This is a genomic window from Streptomyces sp. NPDC057307 (genome assembly GCF_042667665.1).
Taxonomy (GTDB): Bacteria; Actinomycetota; Actinomycetes; order Streptomycetales; family Streptomycetaceae; genus Streptomyces.
In genome coordinates this window covers 123,958-149,532 of sequence record NZ_JBHUZM010000001.1, presented here as the reverse complement: position 1 = coordinate 149,532, position 25,575 = coordinate 123,958, and the positions used below count along the sequence as shown (strand labels likewise).

Below are 25,575 nucleotides of genomic sequence, written 5' to 3'. Positions count from 1 at the left end.
CCGCCCCGATGTCCGTACGCCACGCTCCACAGTCCTGGAGGACCCGTACGCCATGCCCCAGCTCAGCCCGACCACCCCCCGCCTGTCGGTCCCCGTGCACGACCACATCACCGACGCCATGAAAGCCCCGGCCTTCCTCCGGCTCTCCGAGAACGTGGTGCTGGCCCGCTTCGAGACCATGAAGGTGTACGCGGCGCTCGGCGCCGTACGCGAACTGCTCGAACGCGGCCGGGTCGTGCCCGGCCAGACCCTCGTGGACAGTTCGAGCGGCATCTACGCCCTCGCGCTCGCCATGGCCTGCCACCGCTACGGCCTGCGCTGCCACATCGTGGCCTCCACCACCGTGGACGCCACGATGCGCGCCCAGTTGGAGGTCCTCGGCGCGACCGTCGACCAGATGCCGCCGTCGCAGAGCCTCCGGCTCGACCAGGAGAGACGTGTCCGGCATGTACGCCAACTCCTCGACTCACGGCCGGACTTCCACTGGATGCGGCAGTACCACGACGGCGTCCACCACACCGGCTACCGCGAGCTGGCGGACCTCGCCGCCGCCGCGCTGCCCGGCGAGGACCTGACGGTGGTCGGCACCGTCGGCACCGGCGCCTCCACCGGGGGACTCACCCGCGCGCTGCGCGCCGACGGGCGTTCGGTGCGGCTGGTGGGCATCCAGCCGTTCGGCAGCGTGACGTTCGGCAGTGAGGGCTTCAGCGATCCGGACGCGATCATCGCGGGCATCGGCAGCTCCATCCCCTTCGGGAATGTGCGGCACGAGCTGTACGACACCGTGCACTGGCTCGACTTCCGGCACGCCATGGCCGGCTCCGTCGCGCTGCTGCGGCAGCACGCGGTGTTCGCCGGCCTGTCGACCGGCGCCGCGCATCTCGTCGCGGAGTGGGAGGCGGCCGGTGATCCGCGCCGTACGCATCTCGTCCTCGGCGCCGACACCGGACACCGTTACGCGGAGCGGGTGTTCGCCCGGCACGCGGAGGCGTCCGACCCGAGCGCGCTGAAACCGGAACGGATAGACGAGCTGGCCGAACTGCGCCCGCCCTGGGCCGTGATGGAGTGGGCGGGCCGCCCCGCGCCGCCCGCCGCCGTCGTCAAGCCCGAGGGTTCCGAAGGCTCCAAGGACTCCAAGGGCTCCGAAGGCTCCGAGGGCTCCGAAGGCGAGGCGGGCCGATGACCATCGCCGCCCTGGAAGCACTCTCCTTCGGCCTCGGGCGTACGGCACAGGCCGCCCGCGCCGCCGGGCACCGGTTCGTGCTGCTGACCGGCGACCGGGGTGTGTACCGGCACGAACTCGCCACCGTCAGCGGCGTGGACGTCATCGACGTCGACACCTTCGACCCGGACGCCGTACGCCGCGCCCTCGCGAACGTGCCCGACCTCGCCGGGCTGATCAACACGACGGACACCTGGAGCGCGCCCGCGGCCGACCTCGCACAGGAACTCGGATTGCCGGGTCCGGATCCGGAGGCCGTAATACTTCTTCGTGACAAGGCGCGCGTACGGCGGACGCTGCATCGGGCGGGGTTGAGCGCCGGGACGTCGGTGGTGGTCGAACCCCGGCGGGCGAGCGCGGAGTCGGTGCGTGAGGGTGTCGGGCTGCCCGCCGTACTGAAGGTGTCGGCGGGGACGTCGTCGCGCGACGTGTGGATCGTGCACGACGAGGAGGCGCTGGGCGCGGCGCTGGCAGAGGCGGAGGAGCGCGGGCGCGCGCCGGGCGGGCTGAACGGGAGCCTGTTCGCCGAGCCGTTCCTCGCCGGGCCCCTCTACAGCGCCGAGACCCTGAGCTGGGAGGGGCAGACCCGGCTGCTGGGCGTGCTGAGCCGGCAGACGTCGCGGCGCCCCGCCGTACGGGAGGAGGCCGCGGCCTTCCCGGTGGCCCTGCCGGACGACGAACTGGCCACGATCGAAAGGTGGGTGGGCGACGTGCTCGCGGCGGCCGGGCACGATCAGGGCTTCGCGCACGTCGAGTTCGTCCTCACGCGGCGCGGACCGGAGCTGGTGGAGATCAACCGCAGGATCGGCGGCGCCCTGGTCGCCGAGGCCATGTGCCGCACGCTCGAAGTCAACGTGTACGAGGCGCTGGTGGACGTCACGCTGGGACGCCGCCCACGCCTGCTGGACGCGCCGCTGCGGCCGACCGGTCCGGCCGTCGCGTTCGTCCTCGTGTACGCGGACGAGCCGGGCGTCCTGGAGGGGTGGGCCGGGCTGGACGGTCTGAACGCCTTTCCGGGGGAGGTGAGTTGGTACCCGGTGCGAGCACCGGGCGATGCCGTGCCGCACGTGGGCGACCAGCGCGGCTGCACGGGCATGGTCCTCGCGCAGGCGGCGACGGCGGAGTTGGCGCAGCACCGGGCGTGGAGCGCGGCGACGACGGTGCGGCCGGTGATGAAGACGGCCGGGCGGGGGTGAGGCCGCCGCGCCCGGCAGGTGCTCTGACGGGCCCTCAAATCTTCTTGCTGAGCGGCTCGTTCCTCATCACCCTCGGCAGCTTCGCCGTACTCCCGTACATGTCGGTGCTCCTCCACGACCGCTTCGGCTTCGGCCTCGGGGTGGTGGGCGTCGTGCTGGCCGTCGCGTCGCTGGTGCAGTTCTCGGGTGGGGTCGTCGGGGCGGCGCTGGCGGCCCGGATCGGGCTGCGGGCCACGATGCTGGTGGCGCTCGCCGTACGTACGGCGGGCTTCGCCGCCTTCGTACCGGGCCTGACCCGGCCGGTCGTCGCGGTGGCCGCGCTGTTCCTGGTGTCGTGCGGCGCCGCGCTGTACCTGCCCGCCAACAAGGCGTATCTGGTGGCGGGTTGTGGACCGGAGCGGCGGCCGGGGCTGCTCGCGGCGAGCGGTTCCGCCTTCAACGCGGGGATCGCGCTGGGGCCGCCGGCGGCGGCGCCGTTCGTACTGACGTCGCCGGGCGGGCTGTTCACGGGCGTGGCTGTGCTGTTCGCGCTGGTGGGGGCGGGGCACGCACTGCTGCCGTCGGTGGCGGACGAGCGGGTGGGGGACGAACGGGTTGAGAAGGGCCGGGTGGTGGGCGGCCGGGCTGAGGACGGCCGGGCTGAGGAGGGCCGGGTTGAGGAGGGGCAGCGTGTCGGCGAGGACAGGGGCGTGGGGAGCGGAGCGGTCGCCGGGCGTCACCTGCCGCCCTTCGCCTTCACCGTGCTCGCCGTCTACGTCTTCATGTTCTTCCAGCACTACCTCGCCCTGTACGCCGTGCCCCGCACCTCCACCGCCTTCTACGGCACCGTCCTCATGGGTTACGCGATCCTCCTCGTCGTCGCCCAGCCCCTCTTCGCCCACCGCCTCGCCGCCCTCCCGTACGCCGTCGCGCTGCGGCTCGGCTTCGGCGCGATGGCCTCCGGTACGGCCGTGCTCGCGCTCGGCGGCCGGGCGGGGATCGCGGTCGGCGCGGTGCTGCTCTGCCTCGGCGAGATCGTCCTCTTCCTGAAGAACGACCTGGAAGCCCTCGACCGGTCCACCGCCCCCTCCGCGACGGTCTTCGGCAGACAGCGGCTGGCGGCCGGGCTCGGGGCGTTCGCGGCGGCCGTGATCGGCGGGCAGTTGTACGGGGTGGCCGAACGGGCGTCGGCGGTACCGGTGTTCTGGGTGGTGGTCAGCGCGCAGGCGGTGGTGCTGCCCGCGCTGCTGGTGGTGTGCGTGGCCGGGGCCGCGCGGCGCCGCACGGGAGGCGAGCCGGTCGCGGCGCGCCTCCCGCGCTGAGGTGTGTGCCTCCCTCAGACGGCCGTCACATGGCCATGACCGGCACCGTGCTCTTCGTGCTCTTCGTGCTCTTCGTGCTCTTCGGGGTGGTGGGGTTCTGCGGGTTTTCCGCGTACCCCGCGCCCTCGTCCTCCGGCTGCCACACCGCCGCGAGATCCCGCCGGGCGCGGGCGACCCGGGACCGTATCGTCCCGACCGGGCAGCCCAGCGCGTCGGCGGCCTCCGCGTACGACAGCCCGAGGAGGCGGGTCAGTACGAACGCCTGACGGCGGCCCGGATCCATCGCGGCCAGCGCGTCCGCGAGCGCCACCGACTCCTCGAAGCCCGGCAGATGCCGAGGCTGGGCACGGTCCGCGACGGTCACCCAGTCCGTGGTGTCGGCGATCCGGGGCCGTACGGCGGCGCGCCGGTACCGGTCGACGACCACGCGGCGCGCGATCGCCAGCAGCCAGACGCGCGCGCAGGAACGCCCCGCGAACCGCGCGAGGCTCGCCAGCGCCCGCAGGTACGTCTCCTGGGTGAGGTCGTCCGCGCCGCGCACGTCGGCGCTGAGGTGCGCGACGAAGCGGCGTACGTCGTCGTACGTAGCGCGTACGAAGAGTTCGGCCGCCCGCCGGTCACCGAGACCGGCGGCCAGGGCCCACGCGGTGATCTCGGAGTCGTCGGCGGTGTTGGTGGCGCGCGAGTGGCGCCCGGTGGTCGGATGTATGCGGGTGGGGGGTATGCGCGTCGGCACAGGTGTGTGCAGGGCAGCAGGTATCACGAGACGTCCTTCGCGTCCGGGCCGCGTGGCCCGTGGAATCAGAGCGGTGGTGTGCGTGGAGCGGAGAAGCGCTCAGGACGGAAGGAGTGGCGGCCCGCGCCGCGACACGACGTGCAGGGGCGGGAGTTGGGCCGGGGGCCGGATCGGCCGGTAGGCGACGGGGGGCGCGAGCACCGGGAGGTACGTCGGCCCGCCGCCGCTCAGCACCGCGTGGGCGAAGCGGAGCCGCTCGTACACGAACAGCCCGAGCGTGCCCATCAGTCGTACGAAGGCGCGGTCGCCGCGCCACAGCCACAGGCCGCACACGAGGCCGGCGAGGAGATGGGCGCCGATCATGCCGGAGCCGAGGGCGGAGCTGTCGAGCAGTCCGGTCAGCCCGTTCAGGCTGAGGAGTTCGCCGAAGGCCTCGTGCGTCATCTCGCCGTTGCCGCTGCCTTCATGGCTGCTGCCGTGCCCGACGTGGCCGCCGGGCGGCCGGGGATGCAGGCCGCTGAACACGGCGTGCAGCAGGAGCTGTCCGGCGGCGCTCGCGGCGACGATCGCCGCGCCGCCGCGTTCCCTCCGGGACAGCAACCAGCCCGCGCCGCAGACCGGCAGGAAGGCGAGGGCGAGCACGCGTGGCGGCAGCGGGCCACCGGACGACAGGGCGTGGCCGAGCCCGGACACCAGGACACACACGGCGGCGAAGACCGCGGTGCGTGCGAGGCGGAGTGCGGGTCCGGCTCCCATGGCCGTCATGGTGCCAGCGTGACAGGGCTGTCGCGAAAGGACACCTGATGGGTATACATCGGATGTTCACGCGCTATGCGGGGACAAGGAGTTGGTGTGATCCAGCTCACATGAAGACCTCGGGAACTTCTCGCCCCCGGCCACCGACACCTCCAACAGACAGTACGAGCGCGCGCACCCACGCACGACCGCATCACCGCACCCACACAAGACCGCGTCACCGCGTCACCGCTCGACCGCATCACCGCATGACCCCGCGCCAACTCCGTACGACGGAAGATGACGGAACCGGAGACCGCCCGATGAATCCGCCCCCAGAGCCCGTGACGCCCGACGCAGAGAAGACCCCGGCTCCGAGCCCGGTGGCCAAGGCCGAAGCCGAACCCAAGGCTGAGACCAAGGCCGAGGCCGAGACCAAGATCGAGACCAAGGTCGAGGTCGAGCCCCCGGCCGCCGCGGCTCCCGCGAGGGCCGCCGCCGCCACCTCACCCACGCCGCGCGTCACCCTCCGCTCGGACCTGCGGGCGAGCTGGCTCGACGGCACGGTCGCCCTGGTCGTGACTGCCGCCGTCTTCGTCATCCTCTACGTCCGGATCGAGTCGGAGGCGTCCTCCACCCTCACCGTCATGCCCTTCATGGCGGACACGGGCGAGTTCTGGATGTACTACCTCAGCCAGGCGTTCGGCTGGTCCGCGCTCCTCTGGGCGTGGGGCACCGTCGTCATCGGCCTGCTGCTCTCCGGCCCGCGTCCCGCGCGCCTGCCGCTCTCGGGCCCCCGGCTGGAGCGTCTGCACCGCACCACCAGCCTCAACACGATCGCGCTCATCGTCGCCCACGCGCTGCTGTTCGCCGCCGAGTTGATCTACCAGGACACCGACTCCTGGCCCTCGCGGGTGGGCAGCGCCGTACTGGAGACGTTCATCCCCGGCGGCTACAACTCCGGCACCGGCGTCTGGGCCATGCCGATCGGCCAGGCCGCCCTCTACCTCGCGATCCCGCTCGGCCTGCTCTTCTACGTACGGCACCGCATCGGCCCGAAGACGTGGCGGATCATGCACCGCTTCGTGCTCGTCGTGTACGTCCTGAGCGTCTGGCACACCCTGCTGTACGGCACGAACGTCTGGTACGACGGAGCCTTCCGCAACACGGTGTGGCTCCTCCAACTCCCGCTCGCCGCACTCTTCCTGCTCCGCCTCCTCCGGCCGGCCCGCCGCTCGGAACGCCTCGCGTCGCCGGGTGCGCACCAGGGGTCGAAGGCCGGCTGGAGCCTGCGCATGTCGGGTCGGGTGGCGGTCGTGGCCATCATCGGTGTGCTGGTCGCGGTGATCGCCTCGGGACGTGACGGCGGGCGTACGGTGCCGCCCGAGGACACGTCGTCCACGCACGTGCACGACGAGTGAGACGGGTGAGGCGAGTGAAGCGGGTGGGGCGAGTGAAGCGGGTGGGGCGAGTGAAGCGGGTGGGGCGAGCGAGCCGGCCAACCGGACCGTCCCCTTCCGCGCCGTAACATCCGTATCTTCCCCACCTCCCGCACCTCCTTCACCATCCTTCCCGCCCCTTTCGCCCCGCCCCGGTCGCACGCTCAACCGGGCCCGGCGAAGGGGGCGTTGCCCATGTGAATTCCATGCGGTTGCCATGGAGCAGGGCACGTCAGGTCGCCATACTTTCCAGAGGGAACACCCACCCTCGACATGGTCGATTCGGAGCGTGCTGTGATCGACGAGACGACAGCGGGCCTGCTGGAGGCGGCAGGTCCGCAGATGTACCGGCGGAACTCGTTCCGTATCACCGGCCTGCCCACATCCGCCGACCGGCGGACCGTGCGGCAGCGGCAGCAGCGCATCACTCCCGCACTGGAACTCGGCGCCGACGTCGATCTCGGGCACTCGCTCCCCGTCCGGCTGGACGACGTCCGTGGCGCCTTCGACCGCATACTCGGCGATCCGCGCCGCCGGCTGGTCGACGAACTGTTCTGGCTCTGGGACGGGAACGGCGCCGGGAGCGGGGCGGCGAACGGGAACGGGTCGGCCGACGGCAGCGCGTCCACCTGCCCCTGCCCCAAGACGCTGCACCACGACCACGACGCCGCCGTACGCGCCCACAGCGCCGCGCTCGACCTGGAGGTCGAGAACGCCGCCCTGTCGTCCGGCCAGCGCCTCGACGAGGTCACCCAACTCTGGTCCAACGCGGCGCGGTTGTGGGGCCAGGTGCTCCGCCGCGCCGTGTTCTGGGACCACGTACGGCACCGTATCTCCGTACTCGACGACCGGCAGCTCGACGAGTCCGTGATCGACACGCTCCGCGACGCGCTGCCGACCGTCCTCGTCAAACCGCTCATCGAGCTGGCCGCGGCGGCGTCGACACCCGCCGACCGGGCCCGGCTCGCCCTCCGGGCGCGGGACTGGCCCCTCGTACCGGCCAACCTGGTCGACGACCAGCTGGAGGAGGCCGCCGCGCCTCACTACGAGTCGCTGCGTGCGACCGCTAAACGGGCGTCGTCCCAGTTGGAAGGGGGGAACTGGGACGGCGCCGCGGCCGAGGCGTACGACCACGCCCTGCCCGCACTGGCCCGGCTGGAGGCCCTGGTCCCGTACGCCAGGCACCGCCGTACCGCGAGCGCCCGCAACGACGTCGCGGTGCTGCTCAACAACTGCGCCACCGCCGCCGCCGACGCACTCGGTCCGGCCGCGAACCTGAACGCGTCGAAGTGGTTCCGTACGGCCGCCGAACTGGCGACGGACCCGGTCACCCAGCAGACGATCAGGACGAACCGTGACGGCCTGACCGAGATGATGACCACGTTCACGCAGATCAAGGCGCAGGTCGACCAGTTGGTCGCCGCCGGCCATGTGCATCTGGCCAGGACCCTCCTGCTGAGGGTCAAGAGCCAACTGGCCGGTGGACCGGGGTCCGACGAGATCGACCGGATGCTGGCCGATCTCCGGGTCCGGCCCGGTACGTACATGCCGCGACGCAGCGGTGGCGGGGTCCGGGCCCTGGCCTGGGCCGTGCTCCTCGCCCTGGGGATCCTCTTCGCGGCGTGGATCGCGGGGTACTTCGACGGCGAGGGGGACCCCGGTTCTGGCGCGGGGTCGGAACGTGGCGTCGCGGTCGTCGCGGCGCCGGTGATCACGGACAACAGCCCGGTCGGGAGCTGCATAGAGCAGGAGTCGGACTGGACGCTCGGCGCACGTGAGGTGGACGTGGTCTCGTGCGACGACCCGCACTGGGGCGAGGTGGTGGCGTACGAACCGCTGGTGGACCTGGCGTCCCGGTATCTGAAGGCGGAGTACCCCGGAATCGACCAGACGGTGGCGCTCTCCAGGTTCCGATGCGAACGCGCCCTGGCCGAGTTCCGTCCGGACGACACGACGATGACGGTCAAGTACTCGACCCCGGGCAAGGAGGCCTGGGATCCGTCCGGGCCGACGCTCGACGAGTACACGACGTGCGTGGCGCACCGGCTGGACAACCAGAACATGACGTCCTCGGACCGGGTGAACGTGAACGCGCCGGCCTTTCCCACGTCCGTGCCGATGTCCACCTTCGCCGGGAACATAGCGGCCAACGCGCCGGTGGGATCGTGTGTGGAGAGCAAGACCGACCTCGCCGTCACGACGACGGATCTCCCCATCGTGCCGTGCGAGGAGCCCCATTGGGCCGAGATCGTGGGCTATCCCGTTCTGTACGCGGACGACGCGGGCAAGTGGCCCGGCGACAAAGCCGTCTTCGACCGGGCGCAGACGGCGTGCCAGAAACTGACGAAGGGCCTGTCCAACGACCTGAGCCTGCACGTCACCTATCCGGCCTCGGACTGGTGGACCAGCCCGGACCGCCCGATCTACGCCATGTGTGCCGTGTCCTACTTGGCCGACAACACCTTCACCGGCGGACTGCGATGACACGATCGCCTGAGCAGCCACCGCCGGCTGGAAGGCTGCCGGACGGGCGGCTGCCGATGATGACCACGGAGGAGAAACGGGTGGTGGGGGTCAAGGGGGCGGCTCTGCGCGTCAGTTCGCCGGAGGGCGGGCAGAACGTCTTCGAGCTGAGCGGTGTGTCGGTCACCGTCGGGCGCGCCGTGCCCGAGCGGGCTCCCGACGTGGGTCTCGGACCCGATCCGCAGCGTTGGGTCGGACGGCTGCACTGCACGCTCGACTTCGCCGACGGCATGTGGTCGGTGACGGACAACGCGAGCGTCAACGGGACGCTGCTGAGACATGGCGACGCCATCGAACGTCTCCAGGCGCGCAAGCGCATACAGCACGGGGACACCGTGCTGATCCTCGGCGACATGGATCCCGAAGGGGAGCCGGTGTACTGGGAGTTGACCTTCCTGGACCCGCACACCACCCGGCCGGCGCCGTTCGGTTCGCCGTCCGACGTACGCCACACCGGACCGTGCCTGCGATACGACTGGGTGGCCGCCAGGGCGTACCGCAACGTGGACGGCGAGGAGACGCTGATCACCGGACTACGGCCACAGGGACACCAGTTGCTGCGCTACATGGCGGGGCGCAGCACGAGCGGCGCGGCCGTCGCGTGTGAACACGCCGAGCTGATCACGGCGTTGTGGGGAGCGCACGAGGAGTGGGCGCCGCACCGCTCGTACAGCAGGGCGGACATCGCGGGGGTCGTACGGGCCGTACGGCGCTGTGTGGAGGCGGATCCGTCGAATCCGAAGATCTTGGAGACGGTGACGGGGATCGGGTACCGGCTCAACGTCCTTGCGGGCGGGGGCAGTACGGGGACGTCAAGGGCTACGGGGAAACAGGGGGCGTGACGGGGATGACACTGCTCGTCAGTGGTGACCGGGTCAGCGACACCCTCGTGATCGACCGCTCGCTGGGCGAGGGGGCGTTCGCCGAGGTCCACCGGGTGCGGCACGAGTATCTCGGCTGGCAGGCGATGAAGCTGTTCAAACGGGTCGCCTCCAAGGAGGAGACGGTACGGATGCTGGACGAGGCCCGGCTGCTGTCGACGCTCGGGCACCCGAACATCGTGCGCGTCTTCGACGCGAACACCGTGCGTACTCCCGAGGGGGTGCGGGGCTTCTTCACGATGGAGTACGTCGCGGGCGGCAGCCTCGAACGGCTGGCCGCCGCGCACAAGTCGATGGTGCCCAGGGACCTGGTCGCCGAGGTGGTGACGCAGATCGCGAGCGGTCTCGCCGTCGCGCACGACCAGGACCCGCCGATCGTGCACCGGGACGTGACCATGGCCAACGTCCTTGTCGGCTACGACGGGACGGGCATGCGGGTGCGGGTGAGCGACTTCGGGCTGGCGAAGCGCGCCGATCCGTTCACACATCTGGCCAGCGCCCAGGGGACGTACGCCTTCATGGCGCCCGAGGTGATGCGTAATCAGGGCTACTCGTGCGCCAGCGACGTGTGGTCGGTCGGAGTGATCGCGTATCTGCTGCTGACGAACCGCTTTCCGTTCCATCAGGGCGGGGAGGAGTTCTCGTCGTTCTCCTTCGGCCGTTTCAACCGGTCGCTGCTGCCGCCGAGCAGCTACAACGACGAGGTCGACGCGGACCTGGACCGCATCGTGCTCGCCATGCTCGAACTCGACCCGCAGCACAGGCCGGCCACGGCCCAGATCCTCGGGGACGCGCTGCGCGAACGCGCGGAGGCGATGGCCGCCGCTGCGGCGGGCAGGACGGTGGGATCCGCCAACGCCTCCGGCTACTCCGGCTCGGGCTCCGGCTCGGATTCCAACTCCGACTCCAACTCGGGCTCTGATTCCGCTGAGTCCGCCGCGTCCGGGTCCTCGCGCGGCGCGGGCGGGGGGCCCAGGTCCGTAACCAAACGTCCCAACAGGCCGCCCACGCAACGCGCGCGGCGGCTGGCCGAAGAAGCACTCGTACTGGCCCGCTCGCCGGGGGAACTCGACCGCGCCGCCGACCTCATGGAGGAGGCCGTCAACTTGTCGCCGTACCTGCGCGACCTGCATCTGTCCAAGCTCACGCTGTGGCGCCGGGGGGTGATGATGTGAGCGGGCGGCTGTCCCGGCTGCGGGCCGACCTGCGGCAACGGCGGCACCACCGCGCGTTCCGGATCGCGCCGCTGCCGTGGGACGAACCGTCGCGCGAGGAACTGGAGCGGTTGCTCGCGGGAGTGACGGCGGCGGTGGCGGCGTCGGTCGTGTCGACGGAGGCAGGCGTCGGCGACGATCCCCAGCCGGCTGTCCGACCGAGCTTGCAATCGGCGCCGCCCGAGGACCGGTTGGACGAGAAGGCGCTGGCCGATGCCGCGACGAATCTGTGGCGTGCCCAGCGCAGGCTCTCCCGCCAGGGTGAGGAGGCGACCACGCGCTCGCGGCAGACCGGCCGCTATCTGCGTTCGTGCCGGGAGGCGCTGGACGACGCCGGGCTGCTGGTACAGGAACACGAGGGCGACGCGTTCCACGCCGGTCGGTCGCTGGAGGCGCTGGCCTTCGAGGACGATCCGTCGCTGACGGCCGACACCGTACGGGAAACCATCCGGCCGACGATCTATCTGCACGGCCGTCGCATCCAGATGGGCCAGGTGATCGTGGGCTGTCCGCCCAAACCGCCCGAACCGGCCGCGCCTTCGACGCCTCCGGCGTCTGAGCCCGAGCCGGAGCGTGCGGCCGAGCGTGCGCCCGAGCCCGCATCCGAATTTGAACGCGAGCACGAGCACGAGCACGAGCCCGAGCCCGAGGACTCCGTCCCTGTGGCTGCCCCCGCCGCCTCCTCTGTCTCCTCCCCTGTCTCTCCCCCCGCCCCTTCCCCTGCCTCAGAAGCACCGTCCAGCTCGGACCACGAGAGGACCGATCATGCGTGACACCGTCGACTTCGGTATCGACCTGGGTACGACCAACAGCGCCATCGCCGTCGTCGAGGGCGGCGGTGTGTCCGTCATCAAGAACAACGACGGCTGGGACATCACACCCTCGGCGGTCTGGATGCCCAAGGAGGGCCGGGTCCACGTCGGCCGCGCGGCGCGCGACTGGGTGGAGAAGGACCCGGCGAACGCCACGGCCGAGTTCAAACTGGAGATGGGGCTGGCCGACTCGCGGAAGGTCTTCGAGACCGCCGGGGTCTCTTTCACCCCGCCGCAGCTCTCCGCCGAAGTGCTCAAGTCGCTCCGCGCGGACGCCACACACCACTGCGGTTCCGCGCCCGAATCGGCGGTGATCACCGTCCCCGCGGCCTTCGCGCTGAATCAGAACAAGGCCACCATCGAGGCCGCGAAGCTCGCCGGCTTCACCGCCGCCTGCCCGCTGGTGCAGGAGCCGACGGCGGCGGCCTTCGCGTACGGCTTCCAGGACGCCACCGACCGCGCGTACTGGATGGTGTTCGACTTCGGCGGCGGTACCTTCGACGCCGCGCTGGTGAGCAAGCGCGACGGTGACCTGCGGGTGCTCAACCACGCGGGGGACCCGTACCTCGGCGGCAAGCTGATCGACTGGGCTCTGATCGAGCGGCTGCTGGTGCCCGCGGCGGTCTCGCAGCTCGGGCTGACGGACATGCGCAGGGACAACCCGAAGTGGCGGGCGAACTTCGCGAAGCTGAAGCGCGCGGCCGAGGACGCGAAGATCCATCTCTCGCGGCGCGACCAGGTCGAGCTGCTGGTCGACCTCAACGACGGTGCCGGCAACCCGGTCACCTTCGAGCACACGCTGACCCGCGGTGAACTCGACTCGGTCGCCGAGCCGTTCTACGTCCGGGCGATCAACCTGTGCCGCGACGCGCTCGCCGAGGCGGCTCTCGGTCCGGACGACATCGACCGTCTGCTCCTCGTCGGCGGCGTCACGCTCTCGCCCGGCCTGCGCGAACGGCTGGCCGACCCGCGCCACGGCCTCGGGATCGAGCTCGACGTCAGCCTCGACCCGACCACGGTCGTCGCCCGTGGTGCGGCGATCTTCGCCAGTACGGTCCGGATCCCGCGGTCGAAGTCGGCGCCGGTCCCGGCCGGGCAGTTCGCCGTCGAGCTGTCGTACGAGCCCAGTGTCACCACCCTCCAGCCCACGGTCGGCGGTCGCCTGCGCGGCTCGTCGGAGTCGGCGGCGGGGGCCGGGGTGGGGGCCGGGGTGGGGGCCGGGGCGGGGGCGGATTCCGCGGCGGGGTCGGGGGCGCCGGTGAACTGGGGCGGCTACACGGTCACGTTGAACAACCCGCAGGGTCAGCCGCCGTTCCGTACCGCCGCCATCTCGGTGAACGCGGAGGGCGTCTTCGTCACCGATGTTGCCGTCGACCCGCACACCACATCGAAGTTCTTCGTCGAGCTGACCGACCCGTCGGGCGCGCGCTGCGAACTCACCTCCAACACCTTGTCGATCACCCACCGGGACCTGGAGTTCGGCGGCGTACGGCTCGCGAACTCGCTCGGCATCCAGCTCGCCGAGCAGGTCTTCGCGCCGATGCTGCGCAAGGGCGCCACCCTGCCGACCTCGGTGCGTGAGGTGTTCCGTACGTCGGCGGCCCTGCACCGCTCCGACGCCGACGCGACGATCCGGATCCCGGTCATCCACGGCGAACGCAGCCGGGCCGACCGCAACCGTACGGTGGGAATGCTGGAGATCCGGCCGCGTGACATCCGGATCGACCTGCCGGCGGGCAGCGAGGTCGAGGTGACGGTCGAGGTCGACCGGTCCAGCATGGTGACGGTGATCGCCGATGTGCCGCTGGTGCAGGCGCAGTTCGAGGCCGAGATCGACCTCGACAACATCCGTACCAAGAACCCCGAGGCGCTGCGCGACGACTTGGACGAGGCGGAGGGACGGCTGGCGGCGCTGCGCGGATTCGTGGCGGACGCGGGCTCGGCGGACGCCGAGCGACGGCTGGCCAAGCTGGACGAGGAGCGGTCCGTCAGTACCGCCCGCGACCAGGTGGAGGCGGCGGCCGTGGACAACGGCGCGGCGGCCACGGCCGAGGAGCGACTGCGCGATCTCCAGGCGGAGTTGGACGACATCGCGGACGCCGTGGGGCTGCCCGGTCTCGTACGGGACCTGCGGTCCGCGCTCTCCGAGGCCGACGAACTCGTGCGTCAGCACGGCGACACGGCCGACCGGCAGGAACTCGCCGCGATCCGGAGCCGCGCCGACGAGGCGATCAACGCGCAGGACTCGGTCGCCGTGCGAGGGCTCATCGACCGGACGGGGACGCTGCTGTTCGAACTTGAACGGCGGAGTCCCGACTGGTCGGTGAAACTCTTCTACACGCTTCAGGAGATGCTCCGGTCGTCCGGGCAGGCGGGGCCGCTCATCCAGGAGGGGCAGCGCGCCATCGCGGCGAACGACCGGCAGGGCCTGGACGCGGTGAACCAGCGCTTGTACCGGCTGCTTCCGAAGGATGAGCAGGAGAAGGTCGTCTGGCTGGGCAGGTCATGAGCGGCGTGAGTGAGGTGACGGAGGTGACGGAGGTGACCGGGGTGACGGAGGCGACCGGGGCGACCGGGGGGCCTGACGACTCGGTGGACGCGCGGGCCTTGAGCCTCCAACTGGCCGTGAACCGGGCGCACTCGGCGGCGCGGGCGGGGGATCTCGACCTGGCGGCGCGGCTGCTGGACGAGCTGGGCGAGTTGAGCGCGTCGGGCGAGCTGGATGGGCCGGACGCGGGGCGGGTCCGCCTTGACAAGGCCGGCCCGGGGTCCGGTGCTGACCGGGCGACGGTGCTGGCCGCCCTCAACCTGCGCGCCAAGGTGCACGCCCAGCGCGGCGAGTTGGCCGAGGCGGACGCGTGCTGGTCCCGGGTGGAGGCGCTCGCGCCCGACGACCCGGACGCGGCGGCCGGCCGCCGTACCCTCGCGAAGATCGCCGCCGGACGCCGGCACGCCCGCCCCGCCGTCCACACCGGCCGGGTCGCGGTGGTCGCCGCCGCCCTGTTGGGAGCCGGGCTGATCGGCGGTGGCGGCTGGCTCTTCATGAACGCCGACGACGGTGAGGGCGGCGACGGTGGGCGGGCCTCGAAGTCGGTGGCCGAGTCGGACACCGGATCGGAACGGCTGAGGGTGGAGTCGCGTCGCGCGGACGAACTCAAGGCGCGGCTGGCGGCGATCGAGGAGGGCGTCACGGCCGACGCCGAGCAGCGCGACAGCACGCTCGACGAGGTCGCGAAGCGGCTGGCGATGCCGGGCGTGGAGATCCGGCGGCATGCCGAGGACGTCCAACTGGTGTTCAGTACGGGGGTGTTCCCGTACGACTCCGTGATCGGCCCGGATGGCGCCGAGGCGTTGACGGAGATCGGCCGCAGGCTGGCGGATCTGGAATCCGAGGCGGGTACGGGCGTGGAGACCACGGTGGTGGGTCACTCCGTCGCCGTGCCCGGCGGGGCCCCGAGCGGCGGCTCGGTCGTCGCGCTGAACCGCGCCCGGGTCGCTGCCCAGTATCTGGCGCAGGACAGCGACCTGCGGCTGACGGACTTCCGGCTGGTCAGCGCGGACCAGCGGCGGGGCCCTTTCCCGGCGACGGACGCGAACGCGCCTCGCAACCGTACGGTCACGCTGCTGATCACCCCGAAGGAGCCCCGGCCCGCGCCCTGAACTACCGGTCTACCTACCGGGCCGCGAACTGCGTGAGGATGGCCTGCACTTCATAGATGTCGACGCCCTTGGTGAAGGTCTTCTGGATCGGCACCGAGGCGCCGGAGAGCCAGATCTTCAGCTCCGCGTCGAGATCGAACGTGCCGGCCGTCTCCACGGCGAAGTGCGTGATGCTCCGGTACGGGATGGAGTGGTACTCGGTCTTCTTGCCGGTTATCCCCTGCTTGTCGACGAGGATCAGCCGCCGGTCGGTGAAGAGGATGCTGTCGCGGATCAACTGGTAGGCGGCGTGCACCTGTTCGCCCTGCCCCAGCAGGCGCGCGTAGTCCTGCTGAGCGGTGGCCGGATTGATGGTGTGTGCGTTGCCGAACAGCGCCATGTGAGTCCCCCATTTATCCAAGTTGCACGATCTTCGTACTATACCGGCAGGGCGTTCAGGGATCAGAAGTCGTCGCCACGGCTCCCGACTCCTTGCCCGCACGCGCCAGCGCCGTCAACGCCCGGTCGAGGCCGTCGCGCTCCGCGTCCGTGAGGTGTGAGACCAGCGCCGAGAGGGCGCTCACCAGATCGGTGAGCGCCGCGTCGACCACGCGGCGGCCCTCGTCGGTGAGGGAGACCCGGAAGCTGCGCCGGTCGTCGGCGTCCAGGGCGCGCGTCAGCATTCCGGCCTTCTCCAGTCGGTCCAGCCGCTTGGTCATTCCCGCGCGCGACATCATCAGCTCGGCGGAGAGAACGGACGGACTCAGCGTGTACGGCGCGCCTCTGCGCCGCAGTGTCGCGAGCACATCGAACTCGCCCTTGCCGATGCCGTGGCGCTCAACCGCGCGGTTTCCGACCGGGCCGACGACGTTCTCGGCGACGAAAGCCAGTCGACCGACGGCCGCCACGGCGGACACGTCGAGGTCGGGCCGCTCCCGGCGCCAGTCCTCCAGGGCACCGTCCACCAGGCTCGCGTCCGTCTCGTCATCGCTCATGGCCCGAGATTCTAGCGACTGGTAAATAGTTAGCTGGAGTACTATCTTCTGGAGAATTACTTGGGAATCCGTATCCCAGCCGACTGAAGTGAATGATCCGAGCCGAACCGATTGGTCGAGGTGACCCCGTGCGCCCTCCGCGAACTCTCATCCATGACGTACGCGTCTTCGACGGCAGCCGCACGCTCCCGCGTGCCGACGTACTGCTGGACGGCGACCGCATCGCCGACTCCGAGCCCAACGGCGTGGACGTGGAGATTGACGGCACGGGGCGGACACTCCTGCCCGGGCTGATCGACGCCCACACCCACACCTTCGACGGGAGCCTCGCGCAAGCGCTGACGTACGGCGTGACCACCGAACTGGACATGTTCTGCCTGCCGTCGAACCTCGCGCGTCAGCGGAAGACGGCCGAGCGGGACGACGTCGCGGACCTTCGCAGCGCCGGCGTCCTGGCCACCGCCCCGGGCGGGCATCCGACAGCGGTGATGACGGCGATGGCGGCCACACTGGACGAACCCAACGACGCGGTCGGGCGGTTCGACACGATCGAAGACAGCGCGCGGGCCCCGGAGTTCGTCGCCGCCCGGCTGGCCGAGGGGAGTGACTACCTGAAGATCGTGATCGACGACGGAGCCACATCCGCGTCACCGTCCCCGTCCAACCCGACCCCTCCTCCTACCCCGACCATCGGCCGGGACCTCGCCAAGGCCCTGGTCGAGGCGGCCCGCGCCGCCGGCCTACGGACCATCGCGCACGTGGCCACCGCCAGGGACACCGTGATCGCCCTGGACGCGGGCGTCGACGGTCTGGCCCACGTCTGGTCGGACAAGGTCCCTGGCCATCCGGACAGCGACGAACTGGTCCATCGGGTCGCCACCCAGGGCGTGTTTGTGGTCAGCACCCTCGTGTACATCGAGTCTCTCGGCGGCGGCGACCCCAGCCGCTCCGCCAACGCCGCCTACGTCGCCAACGCGCTGCACCGGGCCGGCGTACCGCTGCTGGCCGGCACCGACGCCAACCCGTACCACCCCGCCCACGGCGACGGCCTGCACCGCGAACTGGAACTGCTCACGCGGGCCGGACTCACTCCGCCCCAGGCCCTGACCGCGTGCACCGAGACGACGGCCCGGCACTTCGGCCTCTCGGACCGCGGCCGTATCGCCCCCGGCCTGCGCGCCGATCTCGTGCTGGTCGAGGGGGATCCGACCAGGGACATCGCCGCCACCCGCGAGATCGTCGCGGTCTGGCGGCGTGGCGTCCGGCTCTCCCGCTGACAGTCAGCGTCTCAACGGAAGTTGAGAAGTTGAGCGGACTCGCTCGGTGGTCTCAGCTCTGGCCGGGGTCGCGGTTGTAGAGCTTTCGGGCCCAGAGGTAGGCGAGGAGGGCGATGCCGGTGCTCCAGGCGGCGGTGAGGGCGGCGTTGTTGCCGATGGCGGTTCCGGTGAGGAGTCCGCGGAGGGTTTCCATGACGGGGGTGAAGGGCTGGTACTCGGCGAACCAGCGCAGCCCGGTGGGCATGGAGTCGGTGGGGACGAACCCGCTGCCGAGGAACGGCAGCAGCGTCAGCGGCATCGGGAGGTTGCTGGCACTCTCGACGGTCTTGCTGACCAGGCCGAGAGCGACCGACAGCCAGATGACCGCGAAGGCGATCATCGCGATGATCCCGAGGGCGGCAAGCCACTCCACCGGCGTCGCGTCGGTCCTGAACCCGACAACAAGCGCCACGGCCACCACGATCACCGTCGCGATCATGGTCTGTATGAGACTCCCGACGACGTGTCCGGTCAGGACGGCGCCGCGGGAGATCGACATCGTACGGAAGCGGGAGATGATGCCCTCGGTCATGTCCATCGCGACCGAGATCGCCGTCCCCTGGGCGACGGCGGCCACCGTCATGAGCAGGATCCCGGGCATCACGTAGACGATGTACTCCCCGCGACCACCCGACCCGCCGCCCGACCCGTTGGTGGGGTCGAGTCCGGCGCCGATGGCGCCGCCGAAGACGTACACGAACAGCAGCAGGAACACCACCGGCATCCCCGCCAGCAGCACCGTCATCGACGGATAGCGCAGCATGTGCCGCAGATTGCGCCGCAGCATCGTCGCCGAATCAGCCAGGGTGTGGTTGAGAGAACTCATCGGGTCACAGCCTTCCCGGTCACAGGAGCGGTACGGACGGACCTGGGCTGCCCGGTCAGCGCGAGGAACACATCGTCCAGATCCGGCGTGTGGACCGACAGTTCCTCCGCCTCGACACCGTGCGCGTCCAGCAGGTCCAGCAGGGCCCGCAGGGAACGCACCCGCCCGTCGCTCGGCACCTGCAGGGTCAGCGCCTCGTCGTCACGCGGAAGGCCGTCCAGCATGCCGGACAACACCCCCAGCGCCGCCTCGAACCCGGTGGTGCCGGTGAACCGCAACTCGACATGCCCGCCCGGGACCAGGCGCTTCAGCTCCCCCGGGGTGCCCTCCGCGACCAGGCGCCCGTGGTCGAGCACCGCGATCCGGTCCGCGAGCTGGTCCGCCTCCTCCAGATACTGGGTCGTGAGGAAGATCGTCACCCCCTGGTCGGTGACCAGCCCCCGGATGATCTCCCACATCGTGCGCCGGCTCCGCGGATCCAGACCCGTCGTCGGCTCGTCCAGGAAAATCAGACGAGGGTCACCCACCAGCGTCATCGCCAGATCCAGCCGCCGCCGCATCCCGCCCGAATACGCCGACACCAGCGTGTCCCCCGCGTCGGCCAGATCGAACCGCTCCAGCAGCTCCTCCGTACGCGCCCGGCCCGCCACACGCCCCAGATGCCGCAGATCCCCCATCAGATTCAGATTCTCCCGGCCACTCAACAACCCGTCCACCGCCGAGAACTGACCCGTCACCCCGATCACCGACCGCACACCCTCCGGATCACGCCCCAGATCATGACCCCCCACCCGCACCCGCCCACCATCACAACCGATCAACGTCGACAGAACCTGCACCACCGTCGTCTTCCCCGCACCATTAGGACCCAGCAACGCAAACACCGAACCCTCCCCCACCTCCAGATCAACCCCATCAAGAACAACCTTCTCGCCATACGACTTACGAAGCCCGACGGCGGTGATCGCCGATGCGGAGTGCTGGATGGTCATGAGTCCTCGTTTCGTTGGAGAGGGGCGTGGCGGAGAGGGGCATGCCGGATCGAGGTCTGGTGTCACATCGGACATCAGTTCGATCACCTGTGGATGGGTGGCCGCGCTCCGGGGGTGTACCGCTGGTCAGTCACACCGGACGCCGCTGCGGCCGTAACGCCATAGTGGCACCATCTTGGCGTCATGGCAAGGCTCTCTGGCTCAATCGTGCCGCACTCTGGCTCAGCCGTCTCGCGTCTTCCATCGTTATCGCAGGTGAGAGTCCCTTCTTGATGGGAGTCGCCGCGCTCTATCCGGTGGTGCCAACCATCACGGCATCCCGGCCACCGACGCCCGAACCGATCCTCCCGGCGGCACCGACTGGCACCGCCTGGCGCCGACTGGCACCCGTCCCCTGTCAGATGGCTCCGGCTGGCGTGGGCAGCGGGCTCACGCGTCGCGCAGCTTGAACACCGCCGCCCCCGCCAGCAGCCCGGCTCCCGCCCAGGCGGCCAGGACCGCGAGGCCCGACCAGGGGCCGATGGGCAGGCTGTCCAGGTTCTTGGTCGCCTGAACGGCCAGCCCCGCCGAGGCGGGGGCCCACTCCCGTATCCGCTCCCGCCACTCCTCGTTACCCACCAACTCGACCACGGCGGGCAGCGCGTAGAGCAGTCCGAGCACCGTCGTGATCGCCCCGGCCGTGTCCCGTACGAGCGCGGCCACGCCCAGCGAGAGCAGGGCTATCAGGCCGAGGTAGAGAACCGTCCCCACGGCGGCACGCAGGGCCGGTCCCTCGGAGAGGGAGAGCGGCGCCGCGCTGAAGCCGTTGCCGGGCAGGATGAGCCGGCCGGTGAACAGTGAGCCGAGGACGGCCACCGTCCCCGCGGCCAGTGCGGCACCCGTGACGACCGCCGCCTTGGCGGCGAGGACACGGGCCCGGCCCGGCACCGCCGTCAGCGTGGCGTGAATGGTCCCGGCCCCGTACTCACTGCTCATCGCCAGCACCCCGAACGCGGCCACCGCCGCTTGGCCGAGCCAGATGCCGGTGAGGCTGAGCTTGACGGTGTCCTCGTGGCACTCGTCCGGCGACGGACACTGGTCCGTCGACACCGTCCCGGTGGCCGCCGCCCCCAGCGCCACCGTCAGCGCCACCACGGCGAGCAGCAGCCACCAAGTGCTCGGCACCGTGCGCAGCTTCGTCCATTCCGCGTGCAGTGCCCCCATCACGCGTCCCTCCGGCGCAGCCGCCAGACCGCGAGTCCCAGCAGCACGACCGCCCAGGCGCACAGCACCGAGAGTCCTGCCCACGGGGCTTGCGGATAGCAGCCCTCCTCGGGCAGGCAGACGGTGTCCACGTGTTCGTACTCCGGCAGCGTCCGCTGCACCGCGAAGCCGGCGAGAGGGGTCAGCTTCATCACCCAGTGCGCCGTGCCGATGGGCAGTCCGGAGAGAAGGACGACCGGCAGGACGAGCGCGACCACGATCAACGTGACGGCCGCGGCCGTGTTCCGCAGGAGCGCGCCCACGGCCAGGGCCAGCACGGCGACGGCCGCCAGCAGTACGGCGGTGCCGACGACGGCGCGCAGCACAGGTCCGTCGGTGAGGGCCACATCGGGATAGAAGACGGGATTGGGCATCCGGTCGCGCAACTCGGGCTCGCTGAGCAGGAAGGAGACCACGGCGGCGACAAGTCCGGCCAGGAAGGCGGCTCCGGCCAGGACGACGGCCTTGGCGGCGAGCACCCTGCCCCGGCGCGGACTGGCCGTCAGCGTCGTGAGGATCATGCCGCGCCGGTATTCGGCGGTGATGAACAGCACGCTCAGCGCCACCAGCGGAATCAGCCCTATCTGCGCCCCGGTGAGGGACTGCTGGGTGATGTCGACCTCCGGCGTGTGGGGCGCGACGTCGCCGGAGCCCGTCAGCGTCCAGGTGCCGGACTTCTCCGTCGAACTGTCCGGCGTCCCCTTGGGGTCTCCGTTCCCACCGACGGCCGCACCGATGTTGTCCTGACGCCAGGTGCCGTTTCCGCCGTCCACCGAGACACGGTCGAAGGCCGCGGTGACCCGTGCGGGTCGTCCTCCGACCGAGGTGGAGCCGAACTGCCTCTGCACCATGGTCTCTCCGGGTGTGGCCACGAAGAGACCTGCCTGGGCGGTCTCCGGCAGTCCGGCGAGCCGCGCCGTGCCGACCTTCGTCCACGTCGAGCCGTCGGCCGACTCGTACGCGGTGAACTCGTCGCCCGAGCGGGTCAGCCGCACCCAGTGCGGCCGGTCATGGGAGACGGTGCCACCGGCGGTGTCGTGGATGAAGTTGGACTGGAGCCGGACCCCGTGCCCCCGTGTGATCATGGCGGCCACGTAGGGCGATCCAGGTTTCGTACTCTCCTTGATCACCACTCCGGCCTTGGCCCACGGCTCGGCCGCGCGTCCTTCCCGGCCGCTGAGCGGGGACACCCGGGCGGTGATGCTGCCGTCGCCGGTCAGCGGCTGGTGGACGAAGGGAAAGCCGTCGGAGACAACGCCACCGTCCGGTCCCACCGGCGGTGGGGGGCGGTCTCCGCCGACGTCGCTGCCGCCGCTGAAGGCGGAGAGCAGCGAGACCAGCACCGTGATCACCACGGCGGCGAGCAGGGTGAAGCCCCACCGGCGGACGGTACGCAGCTTGGTCCACTCGGCGTGCAGCAGTTGCGGGAACCCGGCGCGCGCGGGCGGGAGTTCGGAGCGGTAGGGCGTGACGGTGGGCGTGGTCATGAGCGCGTCCCCTCCGCCTCGTTCACCGCGGCCGTGTCCGTGTGGGCCTCGACCGTGCGGAACTCGGCCGCGTCACGCGTCAGTTCCATATACGCCTCCTCAAGCGTCGCCCGGTGGGCGCCGATCTCCGAGAATGGCACCTCGCCCGCGGTCAGCAGCGCGACGATCCGCTCCGTCGGCATGCCGGTGACGGTGAGCGACCGGGGCCCGTCCGCCGCGACCGTCGCCCCCTCACGGGCCAGCAGCCCCATTGCCTCCGTACGCGCGGTCGTACGCAACGCGACCTGGTCGCCCGAAGCGGCCGCCAGCAGCTCGGCGACGGAGGTGTCGGCGATGAGCCGGCCCCGCCCGACGACGACGAGATGATCGGCGGAGTCCTCCAGCTCGCTCATCAGATGGCTGGAGACCAGCACCGCGCGTCCCTCGCGCGCCAGCCCGCGCAGAAAGCCACGGATCCATCGGATTCCTTCCGGATCAAGGCCGTTGACCGGCTCGTCCAGCAGCAGCACCGGTGGATCGCCGAGCAGCGCGGCCGCTATCCCCAGCCGCTGCCGCATGCCCAGTGAGTAACCCCCCGCCCGGCGCCGGCCCGCCGACGCGAGGCCGACGCGCTCCAGCAGCTCGTCGACGCGCGAGGCCGGGAATCCGTGCGAGTGCGCGAGCCACAGCAGATGGTCCCGGCCGCGCCGACTCGGGTGCACGGCCGCCGCGTCCAGCAGCGCCCCCACCTCGGTCAGTGGCCGGCGCAGCGTCCCGTACCGCCGCCCGCCGATCAACGCCTGCCCGGAATCCGGCGCGTCGAGGCCCAGGAGCATACGCATGGTCGTGGACTTTCCCGCGCCGTTGGGCCCGACGAATCCGGTGACCTGACCCGGTCGCACGGTGAAGGACAGACCGTCGACCGCGACGGTCTGCCCGAACTGCTTGCGCAGCTCCTGAACTTCGATGGTTGCCTGCATGCTCGAAAGGCTAGGGAGCGGGGGTGCCCCGGGTCGTCACGCGGCAGAGCGCACTTCGGCACCCCTGGCACGGGGGAGGAACCGCCATCGGTATCGCTCGCGTGGGGGATGCGAAGAGGGCTGGTCAGGGGGACGCCAACGGGCCCTGGCGCCGGGACAATGGTGGACGTGAGGCAAGAAATCAAGCGCGTGGCGAAGAGGATCGCCGAGTCGCCCGACCGACAGGTGGCGACCGGGGCGGGGCTCGCGCTGCTCGCGTGCGGGGAGACCGCGGTGCGCGGGGGAAGTATCGACACCGATCTCTCGTTCGCGCTCACGCTCGCGATCAGCACCACGACTCCGGCCGGGCTGCTGCGCACGCCACTGGCCACCACCGCCACCGTCGGCCTCACGGCCGCGGGTGTCGTGTCGCTCGTGAGTTTCCACCTGTTGACCGTCGGCGGGCTCGTCGCGCAGTTGCTCGCCCTGCACTGGCTCGCCCGCCGCGGCTCCCGCCGGCTCGCCGTGCTGCTGGTGCTCCCGTATGTCGCGACGGCCCTCGCGGGCCCGCAGATCAATGGGATACGGGTGTACGGGGTGGTGACGGCCGTGCTCGCGGCGGCGGCGGTCGCGGACGGCACAGGTCGTCGTGCGCGCGCCGAGGAGGTGGCGCGTGACGCGACCGAGCGGGCTGTCGCCGACACGCTCCACGAGCATGTGGCGCGGGGTGAACGGGCGCGCATCGCACGCGAATTGCACGACGTCGTCGCGCACCACATCTCGATGATCTCCGTGCAGGCGGAGACGGCCCGGCTGACCACGCCCGGCATGCCCGAGGCCGGGGCCAAGCGGCTGCGGGACATAGGTGACACGGCTCGCGCCGCGCTGACGGAGATGCGGCGGCTGCTCGGCGTGCTCCGCGAGGACGCGGGCACCCCGCCCGTCACCCGTCGGCCGCAGCCGGGGCTCACCCAGCTCAACGAGCTGCTGGACGAGGCGCGTGAGGCGACCGGCGCCGCCACGCGGCTGATCGTCAGCGGGCCGGTGGCGCCGCTCGACCCGGGCATCGAGCTCACGTCGTACCGCATAGTCCAGGAAGCCCTCACCAACGCCCGCCGGCACGCTCCGGGGGCGGCCGTCGATGTCGAACTGCGTTACCACCGGGAGGTGCTTGAGGTGCGGATCAGGGACAACGGCCCGGGACCACCGCCGGGATCGGGAGACCGGACCCCGGGGCACGGGCTGTTGGGCATGCGTGAGCGGGTCGCCGCGGTCGGCGGCGAGCTGCGCGCCGGGCCGGCACCCGGTGGCGGCTTCCTGGTGGTGGCGAGGCTGCCCCTCGCGGCGCCGGAGGCCGTCCGATGAGCACGAGCATCGTCATCGTGGACGACCACGAACTGGTGCGGGCCGGCTTCGCCGGACTGCTCGCCACGCAGGACGACTTCACGGTGTCCGGCACCGCTTCCGACGGCGCCGAGGGGGTGCGGGTCTGCCGCGAGCAGCGACCCGACGTCGTGCTCATGGACGTCAGGATGCCGGTCATGGACGGCATCGAGGCGACCGAACGGATCTGCTCGGCGGCGGGGGACGGCGACGGTCCGCGCATCATCATCCTGACCACCTTCGACCTGGACGAGCATGTCTACGACGCCCTTGGCGCGGGGGCCAGCGGCTTCCTGCTCAAGGATGTCGCGGCCGAGCGGCTGTTCGACGCCGTGCGGGTGGTCGCCGCGGGTGAGGCGCTGCTCGCGCCGACGATCACCCGCCGTCTCATCGGCGAGTTCGCCCGGCTGCGCCGAAAGCCGGCCGCCGCGCCTGCGGCGTCGCTCGACGCGCTCACCCCGCGCGAGACGGAGGTGCTGCGGCTGATCGCCGAGGGCCTGTCCAACCCGGAGATCGCGGCCCGGCTGTTCGTCAGCGAGGAGACGGTCAAATCGCACGTCAGCCGCGTGCTCAACAAACTCGGCCTGCGTGACCGCACGCAGGCGGTGGTCGCGGCGTACGAGTCGGGCCTGATCGTGCCGGGCGTCGGCGGACAGGAGGGGTGAGGGATGGGCGGGAGGAGAAGAGGACCGGGGAGC

At 71.2% G+C, this 25,575-nt stretch carries 22 protein-coding genes; 13 read left to right on the top strand and 9 right to left on the bottom strand.

Annotated features, from left to right (window positions below; genetic code table 11):
* Positions 1–52: 52 nt before the first annotated feature.
* The 3 genes from ACFUN8_RS00635 to ACFUN8_RS00625 are packed head-to-tail and all read left to right on the top strand — an operon-like array spanning position 53 to position 3,719.
* On the top strand, positions 53–1,183 hold the full coding sequence (locus tag ACFUN8_RS00635) for a pyridoxal-phosphate dependent enzyme (RefSeq protein ID WP_383629628.1): 1,131 nt from the start codon (positions 53–55) through the stop codon (positions 1,181–1,183).
* Complete coding sequence (locus tag ACFUN8_RS00630) at positions 1,180–2,418, top strand: ATP-grasp domain-containing protein (protein ID WP_383629626.1); 1,239 nt, start codon at positions 1,180–1,182, stop codon at positions 2,416–2,418. Before ACFUN8_RS00635 ends, ACFUN8_RS00630 begins: the two co-directional genes overlap by 4 nt.
* A gap of 44 nt (positions 2,419–2,462) precedes the next feature.
* On the top strand, positions 2,463–3,719 hold the full coding sequence (locus tag ACFUN8_RS00625) for an MFS transporter (RefSeq protein ID WP_383629624.1): 1,257 nt from the start codon (positions 2,463–2,465) through the stop codon (positions 3,717–3,719).
* Between the two features lie 25 nt (positions 3,720–3,744).
* Here ACFUN8_RS00625 and ACFUN8_RS00620 read toward each other — a convergent pair whose 3' ends face one another.
* Together ACFUN8_RS00620 and ACFUN8_RS00615 are read right to left on the bottom strand one after the other, a co-directional pair.
* On the bottom strand, positions 3,745–4,428 hold the full coding sequence (locus ACFUN8_RS00620) for a sigma-70 family RNA polymerase sigma factor (protein ID WP_383629762.1): 684 nt from the start codon (positions 4,426–4,428) through the stop codon (positions 3,745–3,747).
* A gap of 126 nt (positions 4,429–4,554) precedes the next feature.
* A complete protein-coding gene (locus ACFUN8_RS00615; protein ID WP_383629622.1) occupies positions 4,555–5,220 on the bottom strand; it encodes a hypothetical protein in 666 nt (221 codons plus the stop codon).
* Between the two features lie 314 nt (positions 5,221–5,534).
* Between ACFUN8_RS00615 and ACFUN8_RS00610 the strand changes: the two genes are divergently transcribed.
* From ACFUN8_RS00610 to ACFUN8_RS00580, 7 genes are all read left to right on the top strand, one after another.
* Positions 5,535–6,611, top strand: a complete 1,077-nt coding sequence (locus ACFUN8_RS00610) for a ferric reductase-like transmembrane domain-containing protein (RefSeq protein ID WP_383629620.1) — start codon at positions 5,535–5,537, stop codon at positions 6,609–6,611.
* A gap of 291 nt (positions 6,612–6,902) precedes the next feature.
* Positions 6,903–9,113, top strand: a complete 2,211-nt coding sequence (locus tag ACFUN8_RS00605) for a septum formation family protein (protein WP_383629618.1) — start codon at positions 6,903–6,905, stop codon at positions 9,111–9,113.
* Positions 9,110–9,994, top strand: a complete 885-nt coding sequence (locus ACFUN8_RS00600; RefSeq protein ID WP_383629616.1) for an FHA domain-containing protein — start codon at positions 9,110–9,112, stop codon at positions 9,992–9,994. Before ACFUN8_RS00605 ends, ACFUN8_RS00600 begins: the two co-directional genes overlap by 4 nt.
* Before the next feature lie 5 nt (positions 9,995–9,999).
* Positions 10,000–11,208 (top strand): serine/threonine-protein kinase, encoded by a 1,209-nt coding sequence (locus tag ACFUN8_RS00595; protein ID WP_383629760.1) that lies wholly within the window; start codon positions 10,000–10,002, stop codon positions 11,206–11,208.
* Positions 11,205–12,020: a hypothetical protein gene (locus tag ACFUN8_RS00590; RefSeq protein WP_383629614.1), complete on the top strand. Its 816-nt coding sequence runs from the start codon at positions 11,205–11,207 to the stop codon at positions 12,018–12,020. The genes ACFUN8_RS00595 and ACFUN8_RS00590 overlap by 4 nt, the downstream gene beginning before the upstream one ends.
* Entirely contained in the window at positions 12,013–14,568 is a 2,556-nt protein-coding gene (locus tag ACFUN8_RS00585; RefSeq protein WP_383629612.1) for an Hsp70 family protein, read from the top strand. The genes ACFUN8_RS00590 and ACFUN8_RS00585 overlap by 8 nt, the downstream gene beginning before the upstream one ends.
* A gap of 5 nt (positions 14,569–14,573) precedes the next feature.
* The gene (locus ACFUN8_RS00580; RefSeq protein WP_383629610.1) at positions 14,574–15,719 is read left to right on the top strand and encodes a hypothetical protein; all 1,146 of its coding nucleotides are present in this window, start codon (positions 14,574–14,576) and stop codon (positions 15,717–15,719) included.
* Between the two features lie 13 nt (positions 15,720–15,732).
* Here the strand turns inward: ACFUN8_RS00580 and ACFUN8_RS00575 are convergent, their stop codons facing one another.
* Positions 15,733–16,098: a PH domain-containing protein gene (locus ACFUN8_RS00575; RefSeq protein ID WP_363244683.1), complete on the bottom strand. Its 366-nt coding sequence runs from the start codon at positions 16,096–16,098 to the stop codon at positions 15,733–15,735.
* A gap of 55 nt (positions 16,099–16,153) precedes the next feature.
* A complete protein-coding gene (locus tag ACFUN8_RS00570; RefSeq protein ID WP_383629608.1) occupies positions 16,154–16,693 on the bottom strand; it encodes a MarR family winged helix-turn-helix transcriptional regulator in 540 nt (179 codons plus the stop codon).
* 128 nt (positions 16,694–16,821) lie between these two features.
* Between ACFUN8_RS00570 and ACFUN8_RS00565 the strand changes: the two genes are divergently transcribed.
* Positions 16,822–17,970: an amidohydrolase family protein gene (locus ACFUN8_RS00565; protein WP_383629606.1), complete on the top strand. Its 1,149-nt coding sequence runs from the start codon at positions 16,822–16,824 to the stop codon at positions 17,968–17,970.
* A 52-nt stretch (positions 17,971–18,022) separates the two neighbouring features.
* Here the strand turns inward: ACFUN8_RS00565 and ACFUN8_RS00560 are convergent, their stop codons facing one another.
* From ACFUN8_RS00560 to ACFUN8_RS00540, 5 genes are all read right to left on the bottom strand, one after another.
* Positions 18,023–18,835, bottom strand: coding sequence for an ABC transporter permease (locus ACFUN8_RS00560; RefSeq protein ID WP_383629604.1), 813 nt, complete (start codon positions 18,833–18,835; stop codon positions 18,023–18,025).
* Positions 18,832–19,827 (bottom strand): ATP-binding cassette domain-containing protein, encoded by a 996-nt coding sequence (locus ACFUN8_RS00555; protein WP_383629602.1) that lies wholly within the window; start codon positions 19,825–19,827, stop codon positions 18,832–18,834. Before ACFUN8_RS00555 ends, ACFUN8_RS00560 begins: the two co-directional genes overlap by 4 nt.
* A 429-nt stretch (positions 19,828–20,256) precedes the next feature.
* Positions 20,257–21,030, bottom strand: coding sequence for an ABC transporter permease (locus ACFUN8_RS00550; RefSeq protein ID WP_383629600.1), 774 nt, complete (start codon positions 21,028–21,030; stop codon positions 20,257–20,259).
* Positions 21,030–22,556, bottom strand: coding sequence for an ABC transporter permease subunit (locus tag ACFUN8_RS00545; RefSeq protein WP_383629598.1), 1,527 nt, complete (start codon positions 22,554–22,556; stop codon positions 21,030–21,032). Before ACFUN8_RS00545 ends, ACFUN8_RS00550 begins: the two co-directional genes overlap by 1 nt.
* Positions 22,553–23,515, bottom strand: a complete 963-nt coding sequence (locus ACFUN8_RS00540; RefSeq protein ID WP_383629596.1) for an ABC transporter ATP-binding protein — start codon at positions 23,513–23,515, stop codon at positions 22,553–22,555. Before ACFUN8_RS00540 ends, ACFUN8_RS00545 begins: the two co-directional genes overlap by 4 nt.
* A gap of 168 nt (positions 23,516–23,683) precedes the next feature.
* On the opposite strand from ACFUN8_RS00540, the gene ACFUN8_RS00535 reads away from it, so the two are divergent.
* A complete protein-coding gene (locus ACFUN8_RS00535) occupies positions 23,684–24,859 on the top strand; it encodes a sensor histidine kinase (protein ID WP_383629594.1) in 1,176 nt (391 codons plus the stop codon).
* Positions 24,856–25,542: a response regulator gene (locus tag ACFUN8_RS00530; protein WP_383629591.1), complete on the top strand. Its 687-nt coding sequence runs from the start codon at positions 24,856–24,858 to the stop codon at positions 25,540–25,542. The genes ACFUN8_RS00535 and ACFUN8_RS00530 overlap by 4 nt, the downstream gene beginning before the upstream one ends.
* The last annotated feature ends 33 nt before the right edge of the window (positions 25,543–25,575 follow it).